A 23,960-nucleotide genomic window follows, 5' to 3' on the forward strand; every position below is an offset into this window, starting at 1 on the left:
TTGAAGCAGGCAGAGAAAAATGAAGTTTCGCAAGTATCAGACAAGGATAGTCAATCATCGTTTGGCCCCTCTCACGCTGGCCATGCTCGGCGCATTCGCATCCGTTAATGCGGATGCGGGCTATTATTTCAACCCTGCCTTTCTTTCAAGCGATCCTGCGGCGGTTGCTGATTTATCACGTTTTAGTAATTCTGGTCAGGCGCCAGGGGTCTATCGCGTGGACGTATGGCTGAATGACAATTTTTTAGCCACGCGCGACGTGACGTTTAACGTGCGCAAAAATTCAACACCTACGGATGACGATACGGGGCTGACGCCCTGCCTCTCGCGTAAGTCACTTGATGCGATGGGGGTAAATGTCGATGTCTTACCCGGTCTTAAGGACGAAAAAGCGGGCAACTGTGTCGATTTGCCGGCAGCCATTCCCGCTGCCACCACATTTTTTGATTTTGAACACCAGCGCCTGAATATCAGTATTCCGCAAGCGGCGCTGCGTAATAACGCGCGCGGGTACATTCCCCCTGAGCAATGGGACGAAGGCATTAACGCCCTGATGCTGAATTATGACTTTTCGGGTTCGCATAGTCACAATAGCGGTGATTACGGTTCGACGACAGACAACTATTTTCTGGGACTTAACAGTGGATTAAACCTGGGGCCGTGGCGGCTGCGGGATTTCTCTACATGGAGCTACAACAGCAGCGGCTCAGAGACCTACACCAACTGGGAACACATTAAAACCTATGTTGAACGTGCCGTTATCCCGCTAAAAAGCAAGCTAACAATCGGCGAGAACTATACCACTTCGGATGTCTTCGACAGCCTGCCATTCCGCGGGGTACAGATCAATTCTGATGACAACATGCTGCCTGATAGTATGAAAGGTTTTGCGCCAACCATTCATGGGATCGCTAAATCCAACGCCCAGGTCACCATCAAACAAAACGGTTACACCATTTATCAAAGCTATGTGCCGCCCGGGGCGTTTGCCATTAACGATCTGTACCCCACCTCCTCCAGCGGTGACCTGAATGTAGAGGTCAAAGAATCTGACGGAACGATCAGCAGCTACTCTGTGCCCTATTCCGCGGTTCCGGTTTTGCAGCGTGAAGGTACCGTAAAATATGCCGCCACCGCGGCCCGCTATCGCAGTAACAGCGATCAGCAGGAGGACACAAACTTTGTCCAGGGAACGCTTATCTGGGGGTTACCAAAAGGATTTACCGTCTACGGTGGTACGCAGCTGACGGAAAAATACTCTGCCTTTGCGTTGGGTACCGGGGTGAACCTGGGGAATTTTGGCGCCGTATCGGCCGATCTCACCTCCGCACAAAGCGAACTGAGCGACGGTAGCTCACATAACGGGCAGTCAATACGTTTCTTATATGCAAAATCGTTGAACGGCATGGGCACCAATTTCCAGCTGTTAGGCTATCGCTATTCCACATCCGGTTTTTATACCCTGGATGAAACCACCTATAAGCAAATGAAAGGTTATGTCGGCCAGGACGATCCCAACGACCACACCGACGACAATCAGCCCGTGTGGACCGATTATTACAATCTGTACTACACCAAACGCGGCAAGCTGCAGGCCAATATTTCACAACAGCTGGGCACTGCCGGGTCGATTTTCCTCAACGGCAGCCAGCAAACGTACTGGCATACCGACGAAAAAAATACGCTTATTCAGCTGGGTTATAGCGGAACGGTTGCGGGCGTAACCTATAACCTGACCTACAACTACAATAAATCCCCTGGCATGAGTGAAAGCGATCGTATTTATTCTTTAACGCTCTCCTTCCCGCTCAATCTGTGGCTTCATCCAGGTGGAGATGTGACCAAACGTTTAAACAGCATTTACGCCACATACGGCATGAGCACCGATAACGACGGCAGGGTCAATAATACTGCCGGCATCAACGGAACGCTGCTTGAAGACAATAACCTCAGCTACAGCGTTCAGCAGGGATATCAGAACCAACATACCGGTGCCAGTGGAAGCATCAGCACGGAATATGATAGTGCCTACGGTAATGCGAGCCTGGGGTACAACTACAGTAACAATGGTGATTATCAACAGATCAACTACGGCCTCAGCGGCGGTATCGTCGCGCATCGCAACGGCATCACCTTAAGCCAGCCGTTGGGGGATACCAATGTCCTGATCGCCGCGCCGGGCGCAAGCAACGTGAAGGTCGAAGACGGTCCAGGGATCCACACCGACTGGCGTGGTTATGCGATTGTGCCGTATGCCAGCGCATACCACCGTAACCGCATGGCGCTGAACACCAACTCGCTCAGCGACGATCTGGACATTGACGAGGCTGTAACCCACGTTGTTCCAACCCAGGGCGCCCTGGTTCGCGCCACCTTTAAGGCGCGCTCCGGAACGCGCGCGATGATTGCACTCATGCATAACGGGCGCCCTGTGCCCTTTGGCGCGGTTGTTACGCGCAGCGATGAAGGTGGGGACACCATCGTAGGCGATAACGGCGAAGCGTATCTGTCTGGGCTGGGCGAAACAGGGAGTCTGACAGCGCAATGGGGCGACACAGATGATAAAAAATGTGTTGCCGTTTACAAGCTAAGTGAAACAAAGCAGTCCCTCGTGCGTTTAAAAGCGGAGTGCCGATAAGTGAAAGTACGCATTATTTTTTTATTACTCAGCCTTACGGCTTCTACGCAAAGTCTGGCAGCGGTCTGTCATAACTTTGATCACAGCATTACGAATGTGAATTACGATCTGACGGCCACGCTGACAAAAGAACAAAACCAGCTGGGGCAGGCAGTTGAACTGGTTAAATCACAGGATGTGGGCGTAAACGCCATATGTGACTATCATCCGGATGGCGATTCTCGTACCTATCGCTCATACAGGAATACCTACCCGGTGATTTTCACGGAAGACCAGTGGCAGTATATGAATCTTGACCCGATCTATATTGCAGGGGCGATGCGGATAACCGATTCCGAAATTGGTGAATATTTTCCGCCTGGAGACTATATCCATATGGGTAAAGATTACAGGGTGGATAAAGAGGATATGAACATACCTTTCCCGGTATATGACTCCAACCTGGTATTCCGGTTAAAAATTATCAAACCTTTTATCGGCACGGTCATTATCCCCAGTAAAGTGATGTTTAATGTTTATATCACCACCGAAAATACCGACCCGTTGAATGATATTGTTTATCAAATAACATACAGCGGCGCGGTCACGGTGCCGCAAAACTGCATCATTAATGCGGGGCAAATCATTACGGTTGACCTGGGAAAACTCAACAGTTCTTCATTCACGAAAGCGGGTGAGAAACCTTCTAATGCGCCGGTAAAAACCTTTAATGTTCCCATCGAGTGTAATGCGGACGTGATTTCGCCTGCGCATCTTACGCTTCGACTGGTCGCCAACGCAGACAGCAACGTCGGCCAGGCGATCTCTACGGATAATAAAGATGTCGGCGTGGTGGTAACCAACGAAAATGGCACCGTCATGATACCTAACGACGCCTCCAGCACCGCTGATTTTATTACTGATAGTTCAGGCCATGCTGATGTCACGTTAAAAACCTACCCCATCAGCACGACAGGGAAGGCCCCGGCAGAAGGTCTGTTTACTGCGTTGGCCTGTTTACGTATCGATTTTGCGTAAGGGTGAAAAATGAGAGTCTTGTATTTTGTCGCCCTGGCGACACTGTTCTCTGGCATAGCAACAACGTACGCCGATGAGGGTTTTACAGTTAACCTCCAGATATACGGCACTATTATCGGCGAATCGTGTGAAGTTGATGTGAACAGTAAAGAACAAACGGTTGATTTAGGCGCATTCGATATATCTGAATTTCCCGCAACCGGAACAACGACGCCGGAAAAAGCGTTCACGATCGATCTTAAAAATTGTTCACGCGCCATTCAGGGGACAAAAATCTGGTTCAGCGGTATGCCGGATACCAATAACTCGGACCTGCTGGCGCTCAGCGACACGGGTAAAGGAACGGCTGGCGAAATGGCGACGGGCATTGGCGTAGAGCTTCTCAATGCCGGAATGAATCCGATTAAAATAAATAATACGGAATCCGAAATTTATCCCTTAAAGCAGGGAGATAATAGCCTGACATTTAATTTACGGTACAAATCGACCCTGCCCGAGGTTACGACAGGGAATGCTACGGCCATCATGTATTTTGATCTGCTCTATCAGTAGGATGCGGAAATGAAAAAGTTTTTCACAATAATATTCACCGCGCTTTTTCTGGTGCCATTTTTTTCAGCGCGTACACTGGCGCACGACGGTACAATTTATATCACTGGCGTGATCCATAAAAAGACGTGCAGTATCGCGCCTGATTCTCAGAACCTGACCGTCACAATGGACAGCGTGCAAAGTAAATATTTCACCCAGTCAGGTATGGGCGCTGATTATCATCCGTTTGCTATTAATGTGGAAAACTGTGCCGGAACAGAAGGCTCAGTCAGTATTACCTTTGACGGCACACCTGATACAGCAAACCCGGATTTACTGACGCTCATCGGCGGTGAAGGCTATGCAACCGGTATCGGCGTAGGTATTTACAACCAGGACAAGTCGCTCATCTCTATGGGAAGTAAAAGCCAGAAGACGATGATTATTCCTAATCAAAGCGACGCGACTCTCCAGTTTTACGCCCGCTATGTTGCCACCGCAAACAAGGTCACCACGGGAACGGCAAATGCGACGACAACCTTTATTCTCAATTATGCGTAAGTGTGTTTATCCGGCGAAGATCCTGCTTCTCTTTTTTCTCTCCACCATCATGCTTCAGGCGCAAGCTGGCGTGGTGATCGGCGGAACGCGGTTTGTCTATCCGGAACGTGAGAAATCGATCAGCTTTTCCGTGCGTAACCCTTCTGACGAATCGTATCTGATCTACACCAAAGTCGAGCCGGGTGGCCTGTGGACTGGGGCGGATGCCCCACACGGGGTTCAATCCGCATTTGTGGCCACGCCGCAGCTGTTCTCATTGCGTCCGCAACGCGAAAACACGATTCGGCTGATATTTACGGGAGGAAAGTTACCCGAGAACCGGGAAACGCTGTTCACGTTAAACGTTGCGGCGATCCCTTCCGCTAACCCGCACACCACGGGTGTGCAAACGGCGGTACGTTCACGCTTTAAACTTTTTTATCGGCCCACCGGGCTCACCGGCAATCCTGATGATGCTTATCAGGCCTTACGCTGGTCACGAAACAAAAATAACGTCGTTGTGAATAATCCGACGCCTTACTACATCACGCTTTATCAGCTCAGCCTCGGCGGTAAGCGCATCGCTGATGGCGGCCTTGTCGCCCCTTTTAGCGAGCGAGCGCTCGAGGGTTGTCCAGACCCAGGGGTATGCCAGGTGCGCTGGCAAGCGATTAATGACTATGGACGCATTATGCCTGTTCGTACACAGGCACTGGCGTCCTAGTCCCGTCTCTCTCTTTTACGGAATAACATCAATGGAAGTTTCAACCTCCCTTCGTCGCCTTTCGCTTCTGCTGGCCGCGACCCTGACTTTCTCAGCCGCAGCGCAGGCAGAGCAAGCAACGCCACAGCAGATTGAACAAACAGGAAAAGCCGCCGAAGCGTATTTCGCCGCCCATCCTGAAAAAATGGGTGAAATTGTCTCTACCTATCTCGCTGAACATCCTGAATTTTTAGTTGCGGCAGGGGAAAGCCTTCGCCAGCGTCAGGAGATAGCGCAGCAACAGGCCATGGTGCAAAATGTCATCCTCCATCGCGAGCAGCTGCTTGCTGGCGGCGATCCTATTGTCGGGCCCGCCAACGCAAAAGTCGCCGTGGTGTCTTTTGTGGATGAGCAATGCGTGAATTGCAACGTCACAGAAACGCTTATCCATGCCAACCCGGATATCCGTTTTATCTTTAAAAAATTGCCTTCGGCCGGGTCGGCAAACAAAGTGTTACAGGACAATGTGAAGCTCGTGAAGCAGATCGGTTTTGCCAACGCGCCGGCATTTGTGGTTTTACCTCAGGAAAAAGATCCGGTCATTCAGCGCATTAGCGTGATGTCAGGAAACGTCTCTTCCGATGCATTAATCATGGCGATCCAGAAAGCCAAAGGATAAGCCTGGATGCCCGATGACGCGCATGAGTGCGTCATCGGGCATCGAATTACTCCGGCAACAGCCCCACAAAACTGCGTTTTTTGCGCGGCTCCGACATCAGCTCCTCAAGCTTATCCACGCACGCCAGATAGTGCGGGGTTTGCTTATGCGCCAGCACCGCCTCTTCGTCTTTGTAGGCCTCGTAGATAAAGAACCGGGTTTTCACCCTCGGGTCCTGCAACACGTCAAAGCGCAGGTTTCCCGGCTCCTTGATTGCTCCCTCGTGGTTGGCGCGAAACACCTCCAGGAACTCGTCCACTCGCTCGGGCTTGATGTTAATCTCAACCAGCGTCACGTTCATTTTGCTTCTCCCTGTTTCTCGTCCTGCCAGAACTGGAACGCCTCCCGGGCGCTCACGTTCTCGTGAACCACTTTTTTCACCGCTTTCAGCATGGCGAGCGGCGCGCTGGACTGGAAGATATTGCGCCCCATGTCCACGCCGGACGCCCCCTGATCAATCGCCCGCCAGCACATCTCCAGCGCCTCAAGCTCCGGCAGCTTTTTACCCCCGGCGATGACGATCGGCACCGGGCAGCTGGCGGTCACTTTTTCAAAGCCCTCGTCCACGTAGTAGGTTTTGACAAACTGCGCCCCCATTTCGGCGGCGATGCGGCTGGCGAGCGAGAAGTAGCGCGCGTCACGCGCCATCTCCTTGCCGACGCCCGTTACCGCGAGCGTTGGCATGCCGTAGCGCGCCCCTGCATCGACAAGCTTGATGATGTTGTTGATAGATTGATGCTCAAACTCGCTTCCGATGTACACCTGCGCCGCCACCGCGCAGACGTTCAGGCGCAGGGCATCTTCCATCGCCACCGCCACGCACTCGTTCGACAGCTCGCCCAGAATGGAGTTACCGCCGGAGGCGCGCAGCACCACCGGTATGTTTGTCGCGGCGGGCACCTGGCTTCGCAGAATGCCGCGGGTACACATCAGCACGTCTGTTTCACCGAACAGCGGCGCAATGGAGAGATCGATACGCTCAAGGCCGGTGGTCGGCCCCTGAAAGTAGCCGTGGTCAAAGGCCAGCATCACCGTGCGGTTGCTCTGCGGGTTAAAGATGCGCGCCAGGCGGGACTGCATGCCCCAGTCCAGCGAGCCGCAGCCCTTCAGCGTGAACGGCACATTCTGCTGCGGCGTGCCGATGCCAAAATCCTTGCCGTCTTTGATGTCGTCTAAATCAGCCATTTGCTCCCCCGTCAGAAATCGTATTTGCTGATGTTTTCTTTGGTGAATACCACCCGCTCCGGCAGCAGCACGATGCCGTTGCCCTTCGCCTCATACTGATAGCCCTGCACGCTGTTCGGCTCCACCTTCAGGGCGCCGATACCTTTTACGTCCACGCTGTCGCCAGGGTTAAGATCGCCCTTTTTCAGCAGACGATCGGCGACATTGACCGCAATTTTGCCCTGTTGTACGACATCCCACAGGCCGAAGGCTTTCACCGTCCCGCGCTCAACGTATGGACGCATGACGTTCGGCGTGCTGAAGCCGACAATCGCCACCCCTTCCCGCTTCAGGTTTTCCGCCGCCTGCGCCGCCGCCGGCAGGGCGTTGGCGTCCGGCGCGATGATCGCGTCCAGATCCGGATACGCTTTTAAGATCCCCTCGGCGGTTTGCAGAGATTTGGTGGCGTCGTTATAGCCAAACTGGGTGGTCACGACCTGCCACTGGGGGTGATCTTTCTCGATTTTGGCCTTCGCCTCTTTCACCCACTGGTTCTGGTCGGTGACGGTGGGGCTGGAATAGAAGAACGCCACTTTGGCATTCGGCTTGGTGACCTGCTTGCCCGCCATCTCCACCAGCAGGCCGCCGAGCTGTTCCGGCGTCCCCTGGTTGATATAAATGCTGCGGCACTCCGGTTTGGTGTCGGAATCCCAGGTCAGCACCTTCACGCCGCGCTGCATCGCGCGCTTCAGCGCCGGGCAGAGGCCGTCCGGCGACACGGCGGAGACGATAATGGCGTTATAGCCCTGGTTGACGAAGTTGTTGATGAGCTGCACCTGGCCGGAAACGCTCGGCTCTGTCGGGCCGTCGTAGGTCACGTCCACGCCAAGATCTTTCCCCGCCTCTTTCGCGCCGTTGCCGCCGCTGGTGAAGAAGCCGACGCCCACCAGCTTGGGGATAAAGGCAATGCGGTCCGCCGCTTGCGCCGAAGCGAAGCTGAGGGCCATTGCCAGGACGAGCAGTTTTGTTTTCATCTTACGCTCCGGATAGTTTTCTGAAGAGAGATCGCACCCATTCGCGGTGCAGACTTAGCGAACGTCCCATCACCACCACAACCAGCAGCGCCCCCGACAGCGCGCTCGACACCTGGTTGGGGATGCCGACCATCTGTAATCCCTGCTGGAGATAACCCACCAGCAGCGCCGCCAGCGCCGTACCCAGCACCGACCCTGAACCGCCGTAAATATTTGCCCCGCCGAGTACGGCGGCGGTGAGTGCGGGCATCAGCAAATCGCGCCCCAGATCCGAACGCGCAGAGCCGAAATAGGAGACCATCACCAGCGCGGCCACCGCCGACGCCACGCCGACCAGACCGTACAGCGCGTAGGGCATGCCGTTCACCGACAGCGCCGCATAGCGCGCCGCGCGCGGATTCTGGCCGATTAAAAACAGATGGCGGCCAAAGCGCCCGCGATGGGTAATCAGCCAGAAGAAGGCGGTAATCACCGCGAACAGCACCAGCGGGATCGGCAGCCCCAGCACCGTGAGGTTAGCGAACGCGGTAAAACCGTCCGGGAAGCCGCCGATGCCCTCGTAGCCCGTCGCCCCCGCCATGCCGGAGAGCAGCAGCGCGCCGCCGCCGTAGAGGTAGAGCGTGCCGAGGGTAATAACTAAAGGGCTAATGCCGGTGTAGTGGATCAGCGCCGCATTCACCAGCCCACACAGCAGGCCAAGCAGCAGCGTCAGCGGAACGGCGATCGTCATGGGCCACCCCGCCTGCATCATCACCCCCAGCGCGATGGCGCACAGGCCGATGGTGGAGCCCAGCGAAATGTCGATCCCGCCGCTGATAATCACCAGCGTCAGCGGCAGCGCCACGATGCCGATGCAGATGAAATCGCTGGTGCTGAACAGCAGCATGTTAACGTCGAGCATGCGCGGGTTAATGGCGCCGAAGAGCAGGATCTCCAGCACCAGCAATATCAGCAGCGCGCTTTCCCAGTTGAGCCTCATTTACGCCACCTCTTTGTTGCGTTTGGGAAAGGGGGTGACGTGCTTTCCCCCTCTGTTGCCAGGCTGGAACCGGCCGTACTTCAGCGCCCGCTGATGGCGTGACAGCGCCTGGCGCAGCCGCCCGTCGAGCACCAGCACGCCCAGCAGCACCAGCCCGGCGATGAAGTCGTTCCACCACGCCGGTAGCCTGAACAGCACCAGCACGGTGTCGATTTGAGTCAGGAAAAACGCGCCGAGGAACGCACCGACCAGCGTGCCGGTGCCGCCCAGCAGCGAAATGCCGCCGAGCACGCAGGCGGCAATGGCCTTCATCTCCAGCCCGCTGCCGGTCTGGTTGGGCACAAAGCCGATCTGCGCGGCAAAAACAATCCCGGCGCAGGCTGCCAGCATGCCGTTGAGGGTGAAGGCGATCATGCGCGTGCGGTTCACCGCCACGCCCAGCTGGCGCGCGGCGGCGAGGTTATCCCCCACCGCGTAAAAATCACGCCCGAACGCGGTGCGCGATAGCCCCCACGCGCCAACGACCACGAGAATCAACACTCCCACGCCGAGCGGTGAAATGCCGATGGCGGCAGGCTCGGAGAGAGATTTCAGCCCCGGCGGCAGACCCTCAATCCACTTTCCGCCCGTCCAGAGCAGCATCGCGCCGCGGTACAGCCCCAGCGTGCCGAGGGTGGCGACAATCGCCGGAATGCGCAGCCCCACCACCAGAAAACCGTTGAACGCCCCCGCCAGCGCGCCAATCGACAGCGCAAAAAGTATCGATACCGGCAGGCTGTAGCCACCGTTGAGCGCCACGCCGACGGCAATGGCGGACAGCCCGACGGTAGAACCCACGGAGACGTCGATATTGCGGGTCAGCATCACCAGCGCCGCACCGATGGCCAGCAGGATCAGGATCTGCGCGCTGGCGAAGATCATCCCCAGCGTTTGCAGGCTGAAGTAGGACGGATTCAGCGCCACCAGCACGGCGAACAGCGCCAGAATGGCAAGAAACGCGCTCAGCTCGCGGTTTTTGAGTAAGATCTTCATGATTGTCCTCCAAACGCCAGCGCCATCATCCGATCGAGACTGACGGCGTGGCGCGGCAGCTCGCCGCTGAGTACGCCCTGATGCATCACCAGCACACGGTCCGCAAGGCCGGGAAATTCATCGAGATCGCTTGAGATCATCAGCACCGCAACATTCTGCGCCGCCACGCTTTTAATGAGCTGGTAGATATCGGCGCGCGCCGACACGTCCACGCCGCGCGTCGGCTCATCGACGATCAGCAATAAAGGATTGGCCTCCAGACAGCGCGCCAGCAGCACCTTCTGCTGGTTGCCGCCGGAGAGCGTGCGCACGGTTTGATCCGCATGATTGAGCTTGATCCCCAGCGCACGGTGATAGCGCTCCACCACCGCAGACTCCCGCTTTCGCTGCTGCCAGAGCGACGGCTCGTTCAGCGCCACCGTGTTCCAGCGGACAGGCGCGTCGAGAAACAGGCCGGACACCTGCCTGTCTTCCGGCAGATAAACCAGCCCTTTTTCCAGACGTAAACCCACCGGATCGGAGGTGATCTCCCGGCTCTCCAGCCACACCCGCCCGCCGCGTACGGGACGCAGGCCGTAGAGCGTTTCGGCAAACTCGGTGCGCCCGGATCCGACCAGTCCGGCAAGGCCGACGATCTCCCCGGCGTAAATCTCCAGGCTGAGATCGATAAAGCCCTCTCCGGTGAGATCTTCCACGCGCAGCACCGGAAAATCCTGCGGCTGGGTGCGGCGGTTTCCCGGCAGCGCCAGCCACAGCTTTTGCGCATCGCTTAAGCCTTTCTCGCGGCTGACCGGCGTCATGGCGGCGATCAGGGCGCTGTCGTCAAACTGGGCGGTTTCGCCGCTGAGCACCACCGCGCCGTCGCGCATCACCGAAACGTGGCTCGACAGCGTGCGGATTTCCGGCAGCTTATGCGAGATAAAGACAATCCCGACGCCGAGCGCCTGTAAGGCGCGGATCTGGCGAAACAGCCGTTCGGTTTCGCCGGGCGTCAGCGAGGCCGTGGGCTCGTCGAGGATCAGAATTCTGGCGTTGCGCATCAGCCCGCGCAGGATCTCCACCATCTGCTGGTCCGCCACTTCCAGGGTGCTGGCCGTTGCGTCGAGATTAAGCTGACATTGCAGCTGCTGGAGTTTCTCCGCCAGCCGCTTTTCCCGATCGCGCTCGCGCGGCAGGCGGAACAGGATGTTTTCCCGCACGGTCAGGTTGGGGAAAAGCAGAGGCTCCTGCGGCACCAGATAAATGCCTAACCGGTGCGCCTGCGCCGGGGTAAGCCGTGCAAAAGACTCGCCCGCAACCGAAAGTTCACCGCTATCCGGCGTTTCTACCCCGGCGATGATCTTCATCAGCGTCGATTTTCCCGCGCCGTTACCGCCCATCAGCGCGTGCACCTGCCCCGCAAGCAGCGTGAAATCAATGCCTTTTAAGACCGGCACGCCTGAGAACTGCTTGCTGATATTTCGCGCGTTGAGAAGTGGTGTCATCATCGCTCCGCTATTGAACAAATGATTTTTAGATTTAATAATGTTCAAAAGCGTAGACGGTGAACTATATTTACAACCGTGCAGGGATCACAGTTTTATCGATTGAGATTCAGATTAACCAGAAACGATCTAAATGATCCGTTTTGCCGCGTGGCTCACATTTTCACGCCGCGCCATTACGAACATATGATCTAAATTTTTATAAGAGTTCAATTATGAGCGATAAACGCACTGCGGAAGAAGGACGGTTTGCCGGGCTGGCACTGGCGGAAGAGGAGCTGGTGGCGCGCGTCGCCTGGTGCTACTACCACGACGGGCTGACCCAGAATGATATCGGCGAACGCCTCGGGCTGCCGCGCCTGAAGATCTCCCGCCTGCTGGAGAAAGGCCGTCAGTCCGGGGTGATCCGCGTGCAGATCAACTCCCGCTACGAGGGCTGCCTGTCGCTGGAAACCGAGCTACAGCAGCGCTTTGGCCTGAAGCTGGTGCGCGTGATGCCTGCCCTAAATACCCCGCCGATGAACGTGCGGCTGGGCATTGGCGCGGCGCAGTCGCTGATGGGCGTGCTGGAGCCTGGCCAGCTGCTGGCGGTGGGGTTCGGTGAAACCACCATGAGCAGCCTGCAACACTTAAGCGGCTTTATCAGCTCGCAGCAGATCCGCCTGGTGACGCTTTCCGGCGGCGTGGGGCCGTATATGACCGGTATCGGCCAGCTGGATGCGGCCTGTAGCGTCAGCATGATCCCCGCCCCGCTTCGCGTCTCATCTGCGGAAGTCGCCGGGATCTTAAAACGTGAGACCAGCGTGCGGGACGTGATCCTCGCCGCGACCGCCGCTGACGTGGCGGTGGTCGGCATTGGTTCCGTGAACCAGCGCCGTGACGCGACCATACTGCGCTCCGGCTATATCAGCGAAGGTGAACAGCTGATGTACGCCCGTAAAGGGGCGGTAGGCGATATCCTCGGTTATTTCCTTAACGCCGAAGGGGAATGCGTCGAGGAGCTGGAGATCCATAAAGAACTGCTGGGCGTCACGCTCGATGAACTGGCGCAACTGCCCACCATCGTCGGCGTGGCCGGAGGGGAAGAGAAAGCCGATGCGATTTACGCCGCACTGAAAGGTCGCCGTATTAATGGCCTGGTGACGGAAGAGACGACAGCCCGCGCGGTGCTGGCTCTGGCCGAATAAGAGTCGCCCTGCGCTAACAGCGAGGCAAGCTCATGAGTTACCTTTTAGCGTTAGATGCAGGGACAGGCAGCGTTCGCGCCGTGATTTTCGATTTACAGGGCAACCAGATTGCCGTCGGCCAGGCCGAGTGGAAGCACCTGAGCGTGGAGAACGTGCCGGGGTCGATGGAGTTCGATCTCGACACCAACTGGCAGCTGGCCTGCCGATGCATTCAGCAGGCGCTGGAGCGTGCGCGCCTGAGCGCGGCGGATATTCAGTCCGTCGCCTGCTGTTCGATGCGCGAAGGGATCGTGCTGTACGACCGCAGCGGCGAGGCCATCTGGGCCTGCGCCAACGTTGACGCCCGCGCCAGCCGCGAGGTGGCTGAACTCAAAGAGATCCACGACTACCGTTTTGAATCCGAAGTGTATGACGTTTCCGGCCAGACGCTTGCCCTTAGCGCCATGCCGCGCCTGCTCTGGCTGGCGCATCACCGTCCGGACATCTACCGCAAGGCCGCGACCATCACCATGATCAGCGACTGGCTGGCGGCAAAGCTCTCCGGCGAGCTGGCGGTCGATCCGTCTAACGCGGGCACCACCGGCATGCTGGATCTCTTTTCACGCGACTGGCGTCCGGCGCTGCTCGACATGGCCGGGCTGCGCGCCGATATTCTCTCGCCGGTAAAAGAGACCGGCACCGTGCTGGGGGCCATCACGAAAGAAGCCGCACAGCAGAGCGGTTTACGCGAGGGCACGCCGGTAGTGATGGGCGGCGGCGACGTGCAGCTGGGCTGCCTGGGGCTGGGCGTTGTCCGCGCCGGACAAACGGCGGTGCTGGGCGGCACCTTCTGGCAGCAGGTGGTTAACCTGCCGCAGGTGCGCACCGACCCTGAGATGAACATCCGCGTGAACCCGCACGTTATCCCCGGCATGGCGCAGGCGGAGTCGATCAGCTTCTTTACCGGGCTGACCATGCGCTGGTTCCGCGACGCCTTTTGTGCCGAAGAGAAGCTGATTGCCGAGCGGATGGGGATGGACACCTATTCCCTGCTGGAAGAGATGGCGGGCCGCGTACCCGCTGGCTCCCACGGCGTAATGCCAATCTTCTCCGACGCGATGCATTTCAAGCAGTGGTACCACGCCGCGCCGTCGTTTATTAACCTCTCTATCGACCCGGAAAAGTGCAACAAAGCGACGCTGTTCCGCGCCCTGGAGGAGAACGCGGCAATCGTCTCGGCCTGTAACCTGACGCAGATTTCGCGCTTCTCCGGCGTGACGTTTGATAGCCTGGTGTTTGCGGGCGGCGGCGCAAAGGGCGCCCTGTGGAGCCAGATTTTAAGCGACGTCACCGGCCTGCCGGTGCGCGTGCCGGAAGTCAAAGAGGCAACGGCGCTCGGCTGCGCCATTGCCGCCGGAACGGGTGCGGGGATGTTTGCGGATATGGCCTCGACGGGCGAGCGTCTGGTGAAGTGGAGCCGCGAGTTTACGCCAAACCCGCAGCACCGGGAGCTATACGACAGCATGATGGAGAAGTGGCAGGCGGTGTACGCGGATCAGCTCGGGCTGGTGGACAGCGGGCTGACCACGTCGATGTGGCAGGCGCCGGGGTTAGCGCGGGCAGCGACGCCGTAAATAACGCCGGATGGCGCTGCGCTTATCCGTCCTGGGGTTTTGTAGCCCCGGTAAGCGTAGCGCCACCGGGGAAGTTCTTTGAGATCTATCACAATCATTCGATCCCGCTTTTACCTTTCTGCTGCCGCTGGCTAAATTAGTAACTCATCCGACCACATAACAATAATTTTACACTGGAAGAGACTATGAGCCGCTACCCGTCGCTATTCGCTCCCCTCGATCTGGGGTTTACCACCCTTAAAAACCGCGTGTTGATGGGCTCGATGCACACCGGGCTGGAAGAGCGCCCGGACGGAGCCGAGCGCCTGGCAGCCTTCTATGCCGAACGCGCCCGCCACGGGGTGGCGCTGATTGTCACCGGCGGCGTAGCCCCTGCCCCTTCAGGCGTGACGATGGAGGGCGGCGCAGTCCTGAATGATGCGACACAGCTGCCGCATCACCGCATTGTCACGGACGCGGTGCATAACGAAGGCGGCAAAATCGCCCTGCAAATTCTGCATACCGGGCGCTACAGCTATCAGCCAAAGCTGGTTGCGCCATCGGCTATTCAGGCGCCGATTAACCGCTTTACCCCTCACGCCCTCAGCCACGACGAGATCCTGGCGCTGATCGACGATTTTGCCCGCTGCGCCGCGCTGGCGCGTGAGGCGGGCTACGACGGTGTGGAGGTGATGGGCTCTGAAGGCTATCTGATTAACGAATTCCTCGCCGCACGCACCAACCAGCGCGACGATGAATGGGGCGGTGACTATGCCCGCCGGATGCGCTTTGCCGTGGAGGTGGTGCGCGCGGTGCGCGAACGTGCGGGCGCGGACTTTATTATTATCTTCCGCCTGTCGATGCTCGACCTGGTGGAGGGCGGCGGCACGTTCGACGAAACCGTGCAGCTGGCGCAGGCGATTGAAGCCGCAGGTGCCACCATCATCAACACCGGGATTGGCTGGCACGAAGCGCGCATCCCGACCATCGCCACGCCGGTGCCGCGCGCGGCGTTCAGCTGGGTAACGCGCAAGCTGAAGGGCAAAGTCTCCGTTCCGCTGGTAACGACGAATCGCATTAACGACCCGCAGGTGGCGGACGATGTGATCTCACGCGGCGACGCCGATATGGTATCGATGGCGCGTCCGTTCCTCGCGGACTCCGAACTGCTCTCCAAAGCGCAAAGCGGCCGTGCGGATGAGATCAACACCTGCATCGGCTGTAACCAGGCCTGTCTGGATCAGATCTTCGCCGGCAAAGTCACCTCATGCCTGGTGAACCCCCGCGCCTGCCATGAAACGAAAATGCCGGTCGTCCCCGCGGTCACTCAAAAACGCCTGGCCGTCGTGGGAGCCGGCCCCGCTGGGCTGGCGTTTGCGGTGAATGCCGCCTCACGCGGGCACAGCGTGACGCTGTTTGATGCCGCCGGTGAAATTGGCGGGCAGTTTAATATCGCCAAACAGATCCCCGGCAAAGAGGAGTTCTATGAAACCCTGCGCTACTACCGCCGGATGATCGATCTGACGGGTGTTGATCTGCGGCTTAACCAACTTGTCAGCGCGGCGGATCTGATCGGTTTCGACGAGGTGATCCTCGCGAGCGGGATCGCACCGCGCACGCCTGCAATCGAGGGTATCGATCATCCGAAGGTGTTGAGCTATCTGGACGTATTGCGTGACAAAGCGCCCGTTGGCGAGAAGGTGGCGATTATCGGCTGCGGCGGGATCGGCTTTGATACCGCGATGTATTTAAGCCAGCCGGGCGAGGCCACCAGCCAGAACATCGCCGAGTTTTGCGTAGAATGGGGCATTGATACCAGCCTGAGCCAGTCCGGCGGATTACGGCCGGAAGGGCCGCAGCTGCCGAAAAGCCCGCGCCAGATCGTGATGCTCCAGCGTAAGGCCAGCAAGCCGGGTGAAGGGCTGGGCAAAACCACGGGCTGGATCCACCGCGCCACCCTGCTCTCGCGCGGAGTGAAGATGATCCCGGGGGTGAGCTACCAGAAGATCGACGACGACGGGCTGCATGTGCTGATCGGTGGTGAACCGCAGCTGCTGCGCGTGGATCATGTGATTTTGTGCGCCGGACAGGAGCCAAAGCGCGATCTGGCCGATCCGCTGCGCGAAGCGGGTAAAACGGTGCATTTGATCGGCGGGTGCGACGTGGCGATGGAGCTGGATGCGCGGCGGGCGATTGCGCAGGGCACCCAGCTTGCACTGGTTATTTAGCGACGGCGACCCAGCTTCACCGCTTTCAGCACCACAAACTTGTTATTGGTCGCAATGGTGACGCAGTTGCCGAAAATCTTCTTCAGCTTGTGGAAGTAGTCCAGGTGGCGGTTCGCCACGATATACAGCTCGCCGTTGATTTTCAGGCAGCGGCGAGCGTGGTGGAACATCTCCCACGCGACGTTATCCGTCAGGGCGTGCTTCTGGTGGAACGGCGGGTTGCAGAACACGGCGTTGAAGCGGAAAGGCTCAACGCCGGAGAGCGCGTTGTTGATCATAAATTCGCAGCGATCCACCGCTTCCGGCATGTTGGTTTCTACGTTCAGACGGCTGGAGGCCACCGCCATCGGCGACTCGTCGCTGAACACCACGCTGGCTTCCGGATTCTTCGCCAGCAGCGTCAGGCCAATCACGCCGTTGCCGCAGCCCAGATCGACAATCTCCCCTTCCAGGTTTTCCGGCAGATGCTCCATAAAGAAACGCGCCCCAATATCCAGCCCGGTGCGGGAGAAAACGTTCGCATGGTTATGGATGGTCCAGTCGGTGCCTTCCAGTTTCCAGCTCAGCGTCTCCGGCGCGTCGGCCAGCTCCGGTGCGCTGAAGGTGCAGTTGATCAGGCGCGCTTTTTTCCAGGCAAGCGTGGTAGTGGTCGGGCCGAGCACTTTCTCGAACAGCTCCAGCGTTGAGGTGTGAATATCGCGCGCTTTGGCACCCGCAATGATGCGGGTTTCCGGCGTGACGACTTTACGCAGCGCGCGCAGCTGCTGCTCCAGCAGCGCCATGGTTTTGGGCACTTTGATCAGCACCACGCCCGGCGCCTGCGGGTAGTCCGCGGTGCTGTCGAGGAACTTCACGCTGGACTCGTCGATGTCGTTATGGCGCAGGTTTTCACGCGTCGCCAGTTCGCTTAAGTAGGAATCGCCAATGCTGTAAGGCGTGTGCTCTGCCAGGGCGCAGCCCAGGGCACCAAACGCGTCATTCAGGATCAGAACCGGGCCGCGGATTTCAGTCTCATCCAACTGCTGCAGCAGATATTCATCCGCCGCTTCCCACGCCTGAAGCGGGTTTACGTCGTCCGTTTCCGGGAAACGTTTAAGGTTGAGTGAACGGAAACCGTTGTCTAAGTGGCTCATCGGCCCTCCTGAATGGTAAAATTTGGCGTATCCCTGAAAAGGGTGCGTGAGTATACCCGTTTTCGCATTAATTTGGGCTTTTGATGAACCAACTTACTTATCTCCAGGGCTACCCGGAGCATTTACTGACTCAGGTTCGCAGCCTGATTGCCGAGCAGAAGCTCGGCGCGGTGCTGGAAAAACGCTATCCCGGCACGCACGATTTCGCGACCGATAAGGCCCTCTGGCAGTATACGCAGGATCTGAAAAGCCGATATCTGAAGAGCGCGCCGCCGATCAACAAGGTGATGTACGACAACAAGATCCACGTGCTGAAAAACGCGCTCGGCCTGCACACCGCCATCTCCCGCGTGCAGGGCGGCAAGCTGAAGGCTAAGGCGGAGATCCGCGTGGCGACGGTGTTTCGTAACGCGCCGGAAGCCTTTCTGCGGATGATCGTGGTGCATGAGCTGGCGCACCTGAAAGAGAAAGAGCACGACAAAGCGTTCTATTCCCTGTGCTGCCACATGGAGCCGCAGTATCACCAGCTGGAGTTTGATACCCGCCTGTGGCTTACGCATTTATCGTTAAATGGTAATGCGGAATAGCGCACTGGTTTTGCAATAATCCCGTGCTACAGTGGCTAAAGGTTCCCCGCTACGGAGTACGTAAACGTTTATGATACGTTTCGCAGTCATTGGAACGAACTGGATCACGCGCCAGTTCGTCGACGCCGCCCACGAAACCGGCAAACTTAAACTCACCGCAGTCTATTCCCGCAGCCTTGAGCAGGCGCAGAGCTTTGCTAACGACTACCTCGTCGAGCATCTCTTCACCTCCCTGGATGAAATGGCGCAAAGCGACGCCATTGACGCGGTTTATATCGCCAGCCCGAACTCCCTGCACTTCCCGCAAACGGCGCTGTTTCTCGGCCACAAAAAGCACGTGATTTGCGAGAAGCCGCTGGCCTCGAATATTGAGGAAGTGGAAGCGGCCATTGCGCTTGCCCGCGAAAACCAGGTGGTGCTGTTCGAAGCGTTCAAAACCGCCAGCCTGCCGAATTTCCTTCTGCTGCAGCAGTCCCTGCCGAAAATTGGCAAAGTGCGCAAAGCCTTTATCAACTACTGCCAGTATTCGTCGCGCTATCAGCGCTATCTGGACGGCGAGAATCCGAATACCTTTAACCCGGCCTTCTCAAACGGCTCGATTATGGATATCGGTTTTTACTGCCTGGCCTCTGCCGTAGCGCTGTGGGGCGAGCCGCACGGCGTTACGGCCACCGCCAGCCTGCTGGAGAGCGGCGTGGATGCACACGGTTTGGTGGTGCTGGATTACGGTGATTTCAGCGTCACGCTGCAGCACTCCAAGGTGAGCGATTCCGTGTTGCCGAGCGAAATTCAGGGCGAAGCCGGGTCGCTGGTCATCGAGAAGATCTCCGAATGCCAGAAGGTGAGCTTCGTGCCGCGCGGCGGCAAAGCGCAGGAACTGACGCAGCCTCAGCATATTAACACTATGCTCTATGAGGCAGAGGTCTTCGCCCGTCTGGTGGAAGACAACGAAGTGAATCACCCAGGCCTTGCGGTAAGCCGCACCACGGCGAAGCTGCAAACCGAGATCCGCCGCCAGACCGGCGTGGTGTTCCCGGCAGACGGCGTCGGCGCGGAAGCGATCGCGTAAAGCTGTGTAATGAAACGGCGCAGGCCATTGACGAAACCGATGGTCTGACATATTTTGTTACCTGCAAAGGGGAGTAACTTCTTCGCCGGTGGATCGTCATTACGATGCGTTAAATATGCATCCGGTCGCCGGGCAACCTTCGTGGTTGTAAGTGAGACCTTGCCGGAAGGCGAGGTCTATGCATAAAAAGCTAACGGCTATCGTCTTCTGACCATGGCCGTTTTTGTTTTTTATGTGTAAGGAAAATAGTATGCATTCTGTCGGCACTCCAATGCTGTGGGGCGGATTCGCGGTTGTCGTGCTCATCATGCTGGCGATCGACCTCTTTTTGCAGGGTCGTCGCGGCGAGCACGGCATGAGCGTTAAGCAGGCCGCCGTCTGGTCGCTGGTCTGGGTTACCCTCTCGCTCCTCTTTTGCGCCGTCTTCTGGTGGTACCTGGCCTCAACCGAAGGCCGTGCGGTGGCCGATCCTCAGGCACTCGCCTTCCTCACCGGTTATCTGATTGAAAAAGCCCTGGCGGTTGATAACGTCTTCGTCTGGCTGATGCTGTTCAGCTACTTTGCTGTGCCTGCAGCCTTGCAGCGCCGCGTGCTGGTCTACGGCGTGCTGGGTGCCATTGTCCTGCGTACCATCATGATCTTCGCCGGCAGCTGGCTGATTACCCAGTTCGAATGGCTGCTGTACGTGTTCGGCGCGTTCCTGCTGTTTACCGGGGTCAAAATGGCGCTGGCGAAAGAAGACGATACCGGTATCGGTGATAAGCCGCTGGTGAAGTGGATCCGTGGTCATCTGCGCATGACGGACAAGATCGAGAGCGAGCACTTCTTCGTGCGTAAGAACGGCCTGCTGTTCGCCACCCCGCTGCTGCTGGTGCTGATTCTGGTCGAGCTGAGCGACGTGATTTTCGCGGTAGACAGCATCCCGGCAATCTTCGCGGTGACAACTGATCCGTTCATCGTGCTGACCTCTAACCTGTTTGCGATCCTCGGCCTGCGCGCCATGTATTTCCTGCTGGCAGGTGCGGCAGAGCGCTTCTCGATGCTGAAGTACGGTCTGTCGGTGATCCTGGTCTTCATTGGTATCAAGATGCTGATCGTGGATTTCTACCACATCCCGATCGCCATTTCGCTTGGCGTGGTGTTCGGCATTCTGCTGGTGACGCTGGTTATCAATACCTGGGTTAACCGCCAGCACGATAAAAAGCAGCAGGCGGAGTAATCCCCTCACCCTAACCCTCTCCTCAAAGGGGAGAGGGTTAACACACTTTTGTGACTCAATAGTTAAAAAATATGATGTGACACGTAAAATCCAGCATTTTACTCTTCCGCCTTTCCCCGCTTTCCTTGATACTCAACCAGGCAAACAAATATTTACATCCTGAAATAAATGTGACTTAGAGCACATCCAGGATGGAACACAATTTCACTTAGGAATTTAGTATGAGCACACAATCTAAGGGCCTGCTTGCGCGTCTGACGCAGGGTAGCCTGGTTAAACAAATCCTGGTAGGTCTGGTTCTGGGTATTCTGCTGGCGCTGGTGTCAAAACCTGCCGCGGAAGCGACGGGGCTTCTCGGAACGCTTTTCGTGGGCGCGCTGAAGGCCGTTGCGCCGGTGCTGGTACTGATGCTGGTCATGGCTTCTATCGCCAATCACCAACACGGACAAAAAACCAACATTCGCCCGATTCTCTTTTTATATCTGCTGGGCACGTTTTCTGCTGCGCTGACCGCAGTGGTCTTTAGCTTCCTCTTCCCCTCCACGCTACATCTGACCTCTGCGGCAGGCGACGTCACGCCGCCTTCAGGCATTGTGGAAGTGCTGCGCGGCCTGCTGATGAGCATGGTTACGAACCCCATTGATGCCCTGCTGAATGCCAACTACATTGGCATCCTGGTGTGGGCGATCGGCCTGGGCTTCGCCCTGCGTCACGGCAACGAAACGACGAAAAACCTGGTCAATGACATGTCCAACGCCGTGACCTTTATCGTTAAGGTCGTGATTCGCTTTGCGCCCATCGGTATCTTCGGCCTGGTGTCGTCTACCCTGGCCACAACCGGCTTTGACGCGCTGTGGGGCTACGCGCAGCTGCTGATGGTGCTGGTCGGCTGTATGCTGCTGGTGGCGCTGGTGATCAACCCGCTGCTGGTATTCTGGCAGATCCGCCGCAATCCGTATCCGCTGGTGCTGACCTGCCTGCGCGAGAGCGGTGTATACGCCTTCTTCACCCGCAGCTCGGCGGCAAACATTCCGGTCAACATGGCGCTGGCGGAGAAGCTGAACCTGGACCGCGATACCTATTCCGTGTCGATCCCGCTGGGTGCGACCGTGAACATGGCAGGTGCGGCGATCACCATCACCGTGCTGACCCTGGCGGCCGTGCAAACGCTGGGTATTCCTGTGGATCTGCCAACGGCACTGCTGCTGAGCGTGGTGGCGTCGCTGTGTGCCTGTGGCGCATCCGGCGTGGCGGGCGGTTCGCTGCTGCTGATCCCGCTGGCGTGCAATATGTTCGGCATCCCGAACGAGATCGCCATGCAGGTTGTGGCCGTCGGCTTCATCATCGGCGTGCTGCAGGACTCCTGCGAAACCGCGCTGAACTCCTCTACCGACGTGCTGTTCACCGCAGCGGCCTGTCAGGCGGAAGACGCGCGTTTAGCGAAGAACGCGCTGCGAGGTTAACAGCAAAACGGCAACCCTGAGGTTGCCGTTTTTAGTGTTTGTACCCTCTCCCCGTGGGAGAGTGGGAGAGGGTCAGGGTGAGGGCATCAGGCCGCACCGATTAAAGTTCAGTAGGTCGGGTAAGCGCTAGCGCCACCCGACAAAACACTTAAAGCGTCACACCACTCTTAAAGATCGCCAGCTCGCGGAAGTCGTTCTTCTCGTTACAGGTCTGCCTGCCGTTAGCAAACTCCACGATAGTGTCCACGAACTCCGTCAGCAGCTGCGGCATCGCTTTGCCGTGGATCAGCTGGCCTGCGTCGAAATCGATCCAGTGCTTTTTCTTCGCCGCCAGCTCGCTGTTGGTGGCGATTTTCACCGTCGGCACAAAACCGCCGTACGGCGTACCGCGACCGGTGCTGAACAACACCATGTGACAGCCCGCCCCCGCCAGCGCGCTGGTGGCGACCGCATCGTTACCCGGTGCGCTCAGCAGGTTCAGGCCGTGGGTTTTCAGGCGTTCGCCGTAGCGCAGAACGTCCACCACCTGGCTGGCCCCCGCTTTCTGGGTGCAGCCGAGGGATTTCTCCTCCAGCGTGGTGATTCCGCCCGCCTTGTTCCCCGGCGATGGGTTCTCGTAAATCGGCTGATTGTGGGCAATGAAGTACTGTTTGAAGTCGTTCACCATGGTGACGGTCTTCTCAAACGTCTCTTCGTCGCGGCAGTGGCTCATCAGAATGCGCTCCGCGCCAAACATTTCCGGCACTTCGGTCAGCACCGTGGTGCCGCCGTTGGCAATCACGTAATCCGAGAAGCGGCCCAGCATTGGGTTAGCGGTAATGCCGGAAAGACCGTCAGACCCGCCGCACTCCAGGCCAAACTTCAGTTCGCTCAGCCTCCCCGGCTCGCGCCTGTCGTGGCGCATCACCTCATACAACTGATGCAGCTGCTCAACGCCCGCTTCCACTTCGTCGTCCTGATGCTGGCACACCATGAAGTGCACGCGCTCAGGGTCGAATTCTCCCAGCGTGTCGCGGAAGGCGTCGACCTGGTTGTTCTCGCAGCCGAGGCCGATCACCAGCACCGCGCCCGCATTCGGGTGGCGCACCATGTTTTGCAGCATGGTGCGGGTGTTGATGTGGTCGTCACCCAGCTGGGAGCAGCCGTAGGTGTGGCTGAAAAGATGTACCCCGTCGATGCCCTCGGCATCGTGGGTCTCCTTCAGAAAGCGGGTCTGGATCTGACGCGCAATGCCGTTCACGCAGCCGACGGTCGGCAGGATCCACAGCTCGTTGCGGATCCCTACATCACCGTTTGCGCGACGGTAGATTTGCACCTCACGATCCCCCGCCTGCACGCCTGCCTTCGGTAGTTCAGGCTGATAGCTGTACTCGTCCAGATCGCTGAGATTGGTGCGGGTATTGTGGGAATGAATATATTCACCCGGCGCAATATCCGCCAGCGCATGGCCGATGGGCAAACCGTACTTCACCACGTTCTCCCCTTTTGCAATGGGGATCAGGGCAAACTTGTGTCCACGTCCAATGGCCTGGCGCAACGTGACCGACTGGTTATCGAAGGCTACTTCCGTGCCTTCGGTTAAATCTGCCAGCGCGACGGCCACGTTATCCAGCGAATGGATTTTGATGTATTGCATATCAAC

21 protein-coding genes are annotated in these 23,960 nt (G+C 57.8%); 13 read left to right on the top strand and 8 right to left on the bottom strand.

Annotation, left to right across the window (positions count from 1 at the left end):
* The first annotated feature begins 19 nt into the window (after positions 1 to 19).
* From IM265_RS13230 to IM265_RS13255, 6 genes are read left to right on the top strand one after another with little or no spacing between them, the layout of a single operon-like run.
* Positions 20 to 2,638: a fimbrial biogenesis usher protein gene (locus IM265_RS13230; RefSeq protein WP_049137053.1), complete on the top strand. Its 2,619-nt coding sequence runs from the start codon at positions 20 to 22 to the stop codon at positions 2,636 to 2,638.
* Positions 2,639 to 3,655 (top strand): fimbrial protein, encoded by a 1,017-nt coding sequence (locus IM265_RS13235; RefSeq protein WP_063943003.1) that lies wholly within the window; start codon positions 2,639 to 2,641, stop codon positions 3,653 to 3,655.
* Between the two features lie 9 nt (positions 3,656 to 3,664).
* The gene (locus IM265_RS13240) at positions 3,665 to 4,207 is read left to right on the top strand and encodes a fimbrial protein (RefSeq protein ID WP_049137051.1); all 543 of its coding nucleotides are present in this window, start codon (positions 3,665 to 3,667) and stop codon (positions 4,205 to 4,207) included.
* Positions 4,208 to 4,216: 9 nt separating this feature from the next.
* On the top strand, positions 4,217 to 4,747 hold the full coding sequence (locus IM265_RS13245; protein WP_028014487.1) for a fimbrial protein: 531 nt from the start codon (positions 4,217 to 4,219) through the stop codon (positions 4,745 to 4,747).
* Positions 4,713 to 5,450 carry a molecular chaperone gene (locus IM265_RS13250; RefSeq protein ID WP_074171846.1) on the top strand — a complete coding sequence of 246 codons (738 nt, stop codon included), beginning with the start codon at positions 4,713 to 4,715 and terminating at the stop codon, positions 5,448 to 5,450. Before IM265_RS13245 ends, IM265_RS13250 begins: the two co-directional genes overlap by 35 nt.
* 31 nt (positions 5,451 to 5,481) lie before the next feature.
* Positions 5,482 to 6,108, top strand: a complete 627-nt coding sequence (locus tag IM265_RS13255) for a hypothetical protein (protein ID WP_193031381.1) — start codon at positions 5,482 to 5,484, stop codon at positions 6,106 to 6,108.
* 46 nt (positions 6,109 to 6,154) lie between these two features.
* Here IM265_RS13255 and lsrG read toward each other — a convergent pair whose 3' ends face one another.
* The 6 genes from lsrG to lsrA are packed head-to-tail and all read right to left on the bottom strand — an operon-like array spanning position 6,155 to position 11,840.
* Positions 6,155 to 6,448: a (4S)-4-hydroxy-5-phosphonooxypentane-2,3-dione isomerase gene (lsrG, locus tag IM265_RS13260; RefSeq protein ID WP_003862606.1), complete on the bottom strand. Its 294-nt coding sequence runs from the start codon at positions 6,446 to 6,448 to the stop codon at positions 6,155 to 6,157.
* Positions 6,445 to 7,332, bottom strand: coding sequence for a 3-hydroxy-5-phosphonooxypentane-2,4-dione thiolase (lsrF, locus tag IM265_RS13265; protein ID WP_193031379.1), 888 nt, complete (start codon positions 7,330 to 7,332; stop codon positions 6,445 to 6,447). Before lsrF ends, lsrG begins: the two co-directional genes overlap by 4 nt.
* Before the next feature lie 11 nt (positions 7,333 to 7,343).
* Positions 7,344 to 8,345 carry an autoinducer 2 ABC transporter substrate-binding protein LsrB gene (gene lsrB / locus IM265_RS13270; protein ID WP_045260120.1) on the bottom strand — a complete coding sequence of 334 codons (1,002 nt, stop codon included), beginning with the start codon at positions 8,343 to 8,345 and terminating at the stop codon, positions 7,344 to 7,346.
* A 1-nt stretch (position 8,346) separates the two neighbouring features.
* Positions 8,347 to 9,324, bottom strand: a complete 978-nt coding sequence (lsrD, locus tag IM265_RS13275; protein WP_047367088.1) for an autoinducer 2 ABC transporter permease LsrD — start codon at positions 9,322 to 9,324, stop codon at positions 8,347 to 8,349.
* Entirely contained in the window at positions 9,325 to 10,356 is a 1,032-nt protein-coding gene (lsrC, locus tag IM265_RS13280; protein WP_048958740.1) for an autoinducer 2 ABC transporter permease LsrC, read from the bottom strand.
* On the bottom strand, positions 10,353 to 11,840 hold the full coding sequence (gene lsrA, locus IM265_RS13285; RefSeq protein ID WP_049000035.1) for an autoinducer 2 ABC transporter ATP-binding protein LsrA: 1,488 nt from the start codon (positions 11,838 to 11,840) through the stop codon (positions 10,353 to 10,355). The genes lsrC and lsrA overlap by 4 nt, the downstream gene beginning before the upstream one ends.
* A gap of 215 nt (positions 11,841 to 12,055) precedes the next feature.
* Here lsrA and lsrR point away from each other — a divergent pair, with 215 nt between their 5' ends.
* The 3 genes from lsrR (at position 12,056) to IM265_RS13300 (ending at position 16,847) form a co-directional block, all read left to right on the top strand.
* On the top strand, positions 12,056 to 13,027 hold the full coding sequence (gene lsrR, locus IM265_RS13290) for a transcriptional regulator LsrR (protein WP_045260116.1): 972 nt from the start codon (positions 12,056 to 12,058) through the stop codon (positions 13,025 to 13,027).
* Positions 13,028 to 13,059: 32 nt separating this feature from the next.
* A complete protein-coding gene (lsrK, locus tag IM265_RS13295) occupies positions 13,060 to 14,640 on the top strand; it encodes an autoinducer-2 kinase (RefSeq protein ID WP_049000037.1) in 1,581 nt (526 codons plus the stop codon).
* Positions 14,641 to 14,825: 185 nt separating this feature from the next.
* Entirely contained in the window at positions 14,826 to 16,847 is a 2,022-nt protein-coding gene (locus IM265_RS13300) for an NADPH-dependent 2,4-dienoyl-CoA reductase (RefSeq protein ID WP_193031377.1), read from the top strand.
* On the opposite strand, the gene rlmG is transcribed toward IM265_RS13300, so the two are convergent.
* On the bottom strand, positions 16,844 to 17,980 hold the full coding sequence (gene rlmG, locus IM265_RS13305) for a 23S rRNA (guanine(1835)-N(2))-methyltransferase RlmG (protein WP_028014499.1): 1,137 nt from the start codon (positions 17,978 to 17,980) through the stop codon (positions 16,844 to 16,846). The two genes, IM265_RS13300 and rlmG, sit on opposite strands and share 4 nt — an antisense overlap.
* 83 nt (positions 17,981 to 18,063) lie before the next feature.
* Here rlmG and IM265_RS13310 point away from each other — a divergent pair, with 83 nt between their 5' ends.
* From IM265_RS13310 to sstT, 4 genes are all read left to right on the top strand, one after another.
* Positions 18,064 to 18,567 (top strand): YgjP-like metallopeptidase domain-containing protein, encoded by a 504-nt coding sequence (locus IM265_RS13310; RefSeq protein ID WP_023333531.1) that lies wholly within the window; start codon positions 18,064 to 18,066, stop codon positions 18,565 to 18,567.
* Positions 18,568 to 18,637: 70 nt separating this feature from the next.
* On the top strand, positions 18,638 to 19,636 hold the full coding sequence (locus tag IM265_RS13315; protein ID WP_049000041.1) for a Gfo/Idh/MocA family protein: 999 nt from the start codon (positions 18,638 to 18,640) through the stop codon (positions 19,634 to 19,636).
* Positions 19,637 to 19,886: 250 nt separating this feature from the next.
* The gene (locus IM265_RS13320) at positions 19,887 to 20,855 is read left to right on the top strand and encodes a TerC family protein (protein ID WP_193031375.1); all 969 of its coding nucleotides are present in this window, start codon (positions 19,887 to 19,889) and stop codon (positions 20,853 to 20,855) included.
* Positions 20,856 to 21,076: 221 nt separating this feature from the next.
* Positions 21,077 to 22,318 (top strand): serine/threonine transporter SstT, encoded by a 1,242-nt coding sequence (gene sstT / locus IM265_RS13325; protein WP_041907970.1) that lies wholly within the window; start codon positions 21,077 to 21,079, stop codon positions 22,316 to 22,318.
* 148 nt (positions 22,319 to 22,466) lie between these two features.
* Here the strand turns inward: sstT and IM265_RS13330 are convergent, their stop codons facing one another.
* Complete coding sequence (locus tag IM265_RS13330) at positions 22,467 to 23,954, bottom strand: UxaA family hydrolase (protein WP_041907967.1); 1,488 nt, start codon at positions 23,952 to 23,954, stop codon at positions 22,467 to 22,469.
* Positions 23,955 to 23,960: the final 6 nt, after the last annotated feature.

Source organism: Enterobacter cloacae complex sp. P17RS (assembly GCF_014895885.1).
GTDB lineage: Bacteria > Pseudomonadota > Gammaproteobacteria > Enterobacterales > Enterobacteriaceae > Enterobacter > Enterobacter bugandensis.

Excerpts from the sequence above, each read along its gene's own strand:
- lsrB (WP_045260120.1), bottom strand. The coding sequence starts at position 8,345 with ATGAAAACAAAACTGCTCGTCCTGGCAATGGCCCTCAGCTTCGCTTCG.
- lsrR (WP_045260116.1), top strand. The coding sequence starts at position 12,056 with ATGAGCGATAAACGCACTGCGGAAGAAGGACGGTTTGCCGGGCTGGCA.
- lsrK (WP_049000037.1), top strand. The coding sequence starts at position 13,060 with ATGAGTTACCTTTTAGCGTTAGATGCAGGGACAGGCAGCGTTCGCGCC.
- IM265_RS13250 (WP_074171846.1), top strand. The coding sequence starts at position 4,713 with ATGCGACGACAACCTTTATTCTCAATTATGCGTAAGTGTGTTTATCCG.
- IM265_RS13245 (WP_028014487.1), top strand. The coding sequence starts at position 4,217 with ATGAAAAAGTTTTTCACAATAATATTCACCGCGCTTTTTCTGGTGCCA.
- IM265_RS13230 (WP_049137053.1), top strand. The coding sequence starts at position 20 with ATGAAGTTTCGCAAGTATCAGACAAGGATAGTCAATCATCGTTTGGCC.
- lsrC (WP_048958740.1), bottom strand. The coding sequence starts at position 10,356 with ATGAAGATCTTACTCAAAAACCGCGAGCTGAGCGCGTTTCTTGCCATT.
- IM265_RS13330 (WP_041907967.1), bottom strand. The coding sequence starts at position 23,954 with ATGCAATACATCAAAATCCATTCGCTGGATAACGTGGCCGTCGCGCTG.
- IM265_RS13320 (WP_193031375.1), top strand. The coding sequence starts at position 19,887 with ATGCATTCTGTCGGCACTCCAATGCTGTGGGGCGGATTCGCGGTTGTC.
- lsrD (WP_047367088.1), bottom strand. The coding sequence starts at position 9,324 with ATGAGGCTCAACTGGGAAAGCGCGCTGCTGATATTGCTGGTGCTGGAG.
- sstT (WP_041907970.1), top strand. The coding sequence starts at position 21,077 with ATGAGCACACAATCTAAGGGCCTGCTTGCGCGTCTGACGCAGGGTAGC.
- IM265_RS13315 (WP_049000041.1), top strand. The coding sequence starts at position 18,638 with ATGATACGTTTCGCAGTCATTGGAACGAACTGGATCACGCGCCAGTTC.
- IM265_RS13255 (WP_193031381.1), top strand. The coding sequence starts at position 5,482 with ATGGAAGTTTCAACCTCCCTTCGTCGCCTTTCGCTTCTGCTGGCCGCG.
- lsrA (WP_049000035.1), bottom strand. The coding sequence starts at position 11,840 with ATGACACCACTTCTCAACGCGCGAAATATCAGCAAGCAGTTCTCAGGC.
- lsrF (WP_193031379.1), bottom strand. The coding sequence starts at position 7,332 with ATGGCTGATTTAGACGACATCAAAGACGGCAAGGATTTTGGCATCGGC.
- IM265_RS13310 (WP_023333531.1), top strand. The coding sequence starts at position 18,064 with ATGAACCAACTTACTTATCTCCAGGGCTACCCGGAGCATTTACTGACT.
- lsrG (WP_003862606.1), bottom strand. The coding sequence starts at position 6,448 with ATGAACGTGACGCTGGTTGAGATTAACATCAAGCCCGAGCGAGTGGAC.
- IM265_RS13240 (WP_049137051.1), top strand. The coding sequence starts at position 3,665 with ATGAGAGTCTTGTATTTTGTCGCCCTGGCGACACTGTTCTCTGGCATA.
- IM265_RS13300 (WP_193031377.1), top strand. The coding sequence starts at position 14,826 with ATGAGCCGCTACCCGTCGCTATTCGCTCCCCTCGATCTGGGGTTTACC.
- rlmG (WP_028014499.1), bottom strand. The coding sequence starts at position 17,980 with ATGAGCCACTTAGACAACGGTTTCCGTTCACTCAACCTTAAACGTTTC.